This window comes from Synechococcus sp. R6-5 (genome assembly GCF_047461775.1).
Classification (GTDB): Bacteria; Cyanobacteriota; Cyanobacteriia; order Thermostichales; family Thermostichaceae; genus Thermostichus.
Genome location: NZ_JANSHV010000191.1, coordinates 1 through 3,210, shown reverse-complemented (window position 1 = coordinate 3,210; position 3,210 = coordinate 1). Strand labels below are relative to the sequence as shown.

Below are 3,210 nucleotides of genomic sequence, written 5' to 3'. Positions count from 1 at the left end.
ACAGATCGCGCACAAAACTTTACAATTTTCGCTCTCCTGCTCAGGCCAGGGATCCCATTGCGGGGAGAGTCTGTCTAGACTGGAAAGCAGCCCTGCGGGGATCCCTATGCGAATTGGCGTGCCCAAAGAGATCAAAGAGCAAGAGTTCCGTGTCGGGCTGACACCGGCGGCGGTGCGGGCCTTAACCGAACAGGGGCATCAGGTGTGGGTGGAAACCCAAGCAGGCCAGGGGGCGGGCTTCACGGATGAGGACTACCAAAAAGCGGGGGCCAAGCTGGCTGTCACTCCTGAGGAGATCTACCGGCAGCAGTTGGTGGTGAAGGTCAAGGAGCCCCTGCCTGCCGAGTATCCTCTGCTCCATCCCGACCTCATCCTGTTTACCTATTTGCACTTGGCCGCCAGCCGCGAGCTGACCCAGGCGCTGTTGCAATCGGGGGCCACCTGCCTCGCCTATGAAACGGTGGAATTGGCAGATGGATCCCTGCCCTTGTTGATGCCCATGAGCATGATTGCCGGGCGGCTCTCGGTGCAATTTGGCGCCCATTACCTGACCCGACAGCAGGGGGGGCGGGGCGTGTTGCTGGGTGGGATCCCAGGGGTGCCGCCGGGGCGGGTGGTGATCTTGGGCGGAGGCACGGTGGGCACCGAGGCGGCCAAAATGGCCGTAGGCTTGGGGGCGCGGGTGCAGATTTTGGACATCAACCTGCAGCGGCTGAACGAGCTGGAGCTGCTCTTTGGATCCCGTGTGGAGCTGCTCTACAGCACGGCCCAAAGCGTGGAAGAGTGTGTTCGCGAGGCCGACCTGGTGGTAGGGGCAGTGCTGGTGCCGGGAAGGCGGGCCCCGGTCTTGGTGGGAGAAGAGTTGGTGGCCCAGATGCGTCCTCGCTCCCTCATTGTGGATGTGGCGGTGGATCAGGGGGGGTGCATCGCCACCACACGGGTTACCACCCATGCCCAGCCGGTTTACGAAGCCTACGGGGTGCTACACTACGGCGTTCCCAACATGCCCGGAGCCGTTCCCTGGACTTCGACCCAAGCGCTGGTCAACGCCACTCTCCCCTACATCCTCAAGCTGGCCAATCTCGGCTTGCCCGCTGCTTTGGAACAAGACCCGGCCTTGGCCAAAGGGCTAAACGTCAGGGCAGGCAAGCTCATCCACCCGGCGGTGCGAGCCACCTTTCCAGACCTGGGCTAGCTCAGGCAGGGGTTGGCTCCCTGGGGAGAGATGCTACTGTCGCCAGGACAGGACATAGCGCTCCAGAGCCGCGAAAAAGGTGTAGAGCAAGACACCCATGAGGCCGAGGGCAGCCAAACCCGCAAAGGCCAAAGGCACATCAAAAGAAGAACTGGCCGACACGATCAGGTAGCCCAGCCCCTGGTTGGAAGCCACCGTCTCCGAGATCACCGAGCCGACAAAAGCAAAGGAGATGGCCACCTTCAACGAGGCAAACAGGTAGGGCATGCTGTGGGGTAGCCCCACCTTGGTGAAGATCTCCCAAGAGCTGGCCCCCAGCGAGCGCAGCACATCTCGCATCTCGGCTTCCACCGTCTCCAGCCCCACCGCCACATTGACTGCAATGGGGAAAAAGGCCAGCAAAAAGGCCGTGATCACCGCCGGGATCAGGCCCAAGCCAAACCAAATCGCCAGCAGCGGCACCAAAGCCACCTTCGGGATGGTGTTAAACCCCACCAGCAGCGGGTACAAACACAGATGGGCCAGGCGGGAGCTGCCGATGATCGATCCCAGCAATATCCCCCCCACCAAAGCCAGCGCAAAGGCCAGCAGCGTCGAAGTGAGGGTGGTTAGGGAGTGACGCAGAATCACCGGGCTCCACTGGTTCATGGCTGCGAGGATCTGGGTGGGCGCCGGCAGAATGAAGCGAGGAACGTTGAACAGCCCCACCCCCACCTGCCAGAGCACAAGGGTCAAAACGATGGTGACAGCGGGCAAGACCACAGAAGCCGTTTGGGTCTGCAAAAATCGGTCAAATGATTTTTTCATGGGATCCCTCGGCAGAAATGCGCGGTAACCTGTCCAGCAAACCTTTCCAGATTTTTTGGATCAAGGGCTCTTTGGCCTAATAGCTGCGCCGAATGTGCTGGCGCACTTCCGAGACCAAGCGGTGAAACTCGTCCGTCAGGCAGATCTCCAGCGGGCGTGGACGGGGCAGATCCACTTTGAGGGAAAAGATGATCTCGCTCGGTCGTGGCCCCATCACATAAATGGTATCGGAGAGGAAAACCGCCTCCCGCAAATCGTGAGTGATCAAAATGGCGGTGCAGCCGGTGCGCAGCCACAGCCGCTGCAACATTTCCCACATATCCTCGCGGGTAAAGGCATCCAAAGCGGCAAAAGGTTCGTCCAACAACAACAGCTCCGGCTGATGGATCAAAGCGCGGCACAGGGAAGCCCGCTGCCGCATTCCCCCAGAAAGCTGCCAAGGATAGGCTTTCTGAAAACCCTCCAAGCCCACGGTGGCCAGCAGCTCCAGCGCCGACTTCTCGTGCTGGGCCAGGTTTTGCTTGAAGGTGCGCTTGTAGGGCTCTACCACCTCCAACGGCAGCAACACGTTCTCCAGGGTTGTGCGCCAGGGCAGCAGCACCGGGTTTTGAAAGGCCATGCCCACACTCTTCAGGGGGCCGGCGATGGGCTGCAACTGAAAGTAGAGGGTGCCGCCATGGTCAGTGTTCAGGCCGGCCATCATCTTCAAAAGAGAAGTCTTGCCACAGCCGCTCGGCCCAACAATGGAGACAAACTCCGAGTGGGCAACAGAAAAGCTGACGTCGCGGATGATCGTGATTGGGGATCCCTTGGTGGGGTACTGCAGCGAGACGTGGCGCAACTCCAGAACGGGCTTGCCCGAAACAGCGGGGGAAGATAACCCACTTTGAACCACCCTCTGCGACTCCAACATTGACTCAACTCCAATGATTTTCATAGTGGCCCAAGTGAGGGCTGATCCCCCTGATCCAGACAGATGATGGCGGGAGCAATGAGGGTTGCAGGCCGGTTTATCTCGATTGGTATGGCCAACCCCATCCCCACTACATCAGAGAGAGGGGCAGCCAGCTGTGTTGCCAGATACTTTGTGGGCCGGTGAGGTCCCCCCATGTTCAGCTTCAGGAGATGTGGGATCCCCGAGGGCCCGGTCATCGAAGACAGTAAACTACCCGACACCCGTGCTATGCGCAGGGTGCGGGCTTTATCCC

General features: G+C 60.2%; 3 protein-coding genes. 1 reads left to right on the top strand and 2 read right to left on the bottom strand.

Features of this window, described 5'->3' with window-relative positions; all coding sequences use genetic code 11:
* Window positions 1–106: 106 nt before the first annotated feature.
* Window positions 107–1,195, top strand: coding sequence for an alanine dehydrogenase (gene ald / locus NW818_RS10400; RefSeq protein ID WP_414424502.1), 1,089 nt, complete (start codon window positions 107–109; stop codon window positions 1,193–1,195).
* 33 nt (window positions 1,196–1,228) lie between these two features.
* On the opposite strand, the gene NW818_RS10395 is transcribed toward ald, so the two are convergent.
* Both NW818_RS10395 and NW818_RS10390 read right to left on the bottom strand, forming a co-directional pair.
* On the bottom strand, window positions 1,229–2,002 hold the full coding sequence (locus tag NW818_RS10395) for an ABC transporter permease (RefSeq protein WP_414407516.1): 774 nt from the start codon (window positions 2,000–2,002) through the stop codon (window positions 1,229–1,231).
* Between the two features lie 76 nt (window positions 2,003–2,078).
* On the bottom strand, window positions 2,079–2,915 hold the full coding sequence (locus tag NW818_RS10390) for an ABC transporter ATP-binding protein (RefSeq protein ID WP_240530474.1): 837 nt from the start codon (window positions 2,913–2,915) through the stop codon (window positions 2,079–2,081).
* Between the last annotated feature and the right edge of the window lie 295 nt (window positions 2,916–3,210).

What these genes read in the sequence shown, in the direction of transcription:
- ald (WP_414424502.1), top strand. Translation starts at nt 107, where the DNA reads ATGCGAATTGGCGTGCCCAAAGAGATCAAAGAGCAAGAGTTCCGTGTC.
- NW818_RS10395 (WP_414407516.1), bottom strand. Translation starts at nt 2,002, where the DNA reads ATGAAAAAATCATTTGACCGATTTTTGCAGACCCAAACGGCTTCTGTG.
- NW818_RS10390 (WP_240530474.1), bottom strand. Translation starts at nt 2,915, where the DNA reads ATGTTGGAGTCGCAGAGGGTGGTTCAAAGTGGGTTATCTTCCCCCGCT.